At 49.2% G+C, this 1597-nt stretch carries 1 protein-coding gene; it reads left to right on the top strand.

Annotated features, from left to right (window positions below):
• Positions 1 to 96 precede the first annotated feature (96 nt).
• The coding region (locus tag ACI35L_RS12500; protein ID WP_439803025.1) for an aminotransferase class V-fold PLP-dependent enzyme at positions 97 to 1597 on the top strand (1501 nt) is incomplete at its 3' end.

Raw genomic sequence — 1597 nt, 5'->3', positions numbered from 1 at the left:
AAAAACCTTTCTGCACGCCTCCTTTTCATGACAATGTCATTTTCCCCATCCGCACATATACTGTCAATGACTGATTGTGGATTGAAGGTGAAAAAGATGGTGCTCTCGGCCCGAATTGGGGATCAGACAGTAGAATGGTTTAGTGAGCTGGAACAGCATTTCTCGGTGTATAGGAAAGGGATTGTCGGCATCAATCAGACGTTTCAATCGCCTTATGGGGAAATGCCGATTATGTATGCGGATTGGACGGCGAGCGGCCGTCTATATCGGCCGATTGAAGCGAAGATCCTTGAAGAGTTTGCGCCTTTCATGGCGAATACACATACGGAGTCTAATGAGACGGGTTCGTTTATGACGAATGCGTATCATCATGCGAAAAAGATTATCAAGCAGCATGTCAACGCATCTGAAACAGATGCACTTATTTTCGACGGATTTGGAATGACCTCTGTGATCAATAAGCTGCAGCGGATGCTTGGGTTGCGCATTCCAGAGGCATGGATGCCGCAGGTACAGCTGGCTTGTGAGGACCGGCCGGTTGTGTTTATCACGCATAGGGAGCACCATTCTAATCACACATCATGGCTTGAGACGGTTTGTGATGTGGTTGTCCTTCCGCAGGGGGCGAACGGAGAGATTGACCCCGCTGCATTAGAAGAGCTGCTTCCGTTCTACAAAGAGCGGCCGCTGAGGATTGGCGCGTTCACCGCTTGCTCGAACGTGACCGGCTTGATGACACCGTATCACCAGCTTGCCCGTATCATGCATGAGCATGATGGCATCTGTCTGGTTGATTTTGCAGCATCCGCTCCATATGTAAAGATGGATATGAATCCCGGCGACCCGCTTGAGGCGCTGGATGCAATTGTGTTTTCTCCCCATAAATTTCTCGGCGGACCAGGGACGAGCGGCGTGATGGTATTGAATCAATCCTTGTATCATAACCAAATACCAGACCATCCTGGCGGGGGTACAGTGAAATGGACGAATCCGTGGGGGGAACATAGCTATTACGATGAGATTGAGGTCAGGGAAGACGGCGGGACACCAGGAATCCTGCAGGGCATCAGAGCCGCATTATGCATTAGACTCAAGGAAGAGATGGGGGTTGAGAAGATGCTCGCTCGGGAGAAGGAATTGCTAAAGGTCATTCTGCCTGGCTTAAAGGCAATTAAGGGAATCCATGTGCTTGAAGGGCAGGAGGAGGACCGGTTAGGTATTATTTCTTTCATGGTTCCGGGCGTCCATTATAATTTAATCGTGAAGCTGCTCAACGACCGCTTTGGCATCCAGGTTCGCGGAGGCTGCTCCTGTGCAGGGACATACGGACATTGCCTGCTTAATATTTCTAAGGAACAATCGAATGAGATTATGGAGGCTGTGGAGGCAGGAGATTTATCGGTAAAACCCGGCTGGATTCGCTTTTCCATGCACCCGGTCATGACGAATAAGGAAGCGCATGAATTCCTGCTGGCGATGAGGTCGATTATGAATCATTTGGATGAGTGGAAGCAGGAATATGTGTATGATCCGCAGACAAATGATTATTTCTATCAGGATTTGCATCGGGAGGATTTCGACTGGCTGTTTTATGTAT

Origin of the sequence: Pradoshia sp. (assembly GCF_051873915.1) — a bacterium.
Classification (GTDB): Bacteria; Bacillota; Bacilli; order Bacillales; family Pradoshiaceae; genus Pradoshia.
The sequence above is the reverse complement of the archived record's forward strand: the minus strand, read 5'-3'. Positions and strand labels throughout refer to the sequence as shown.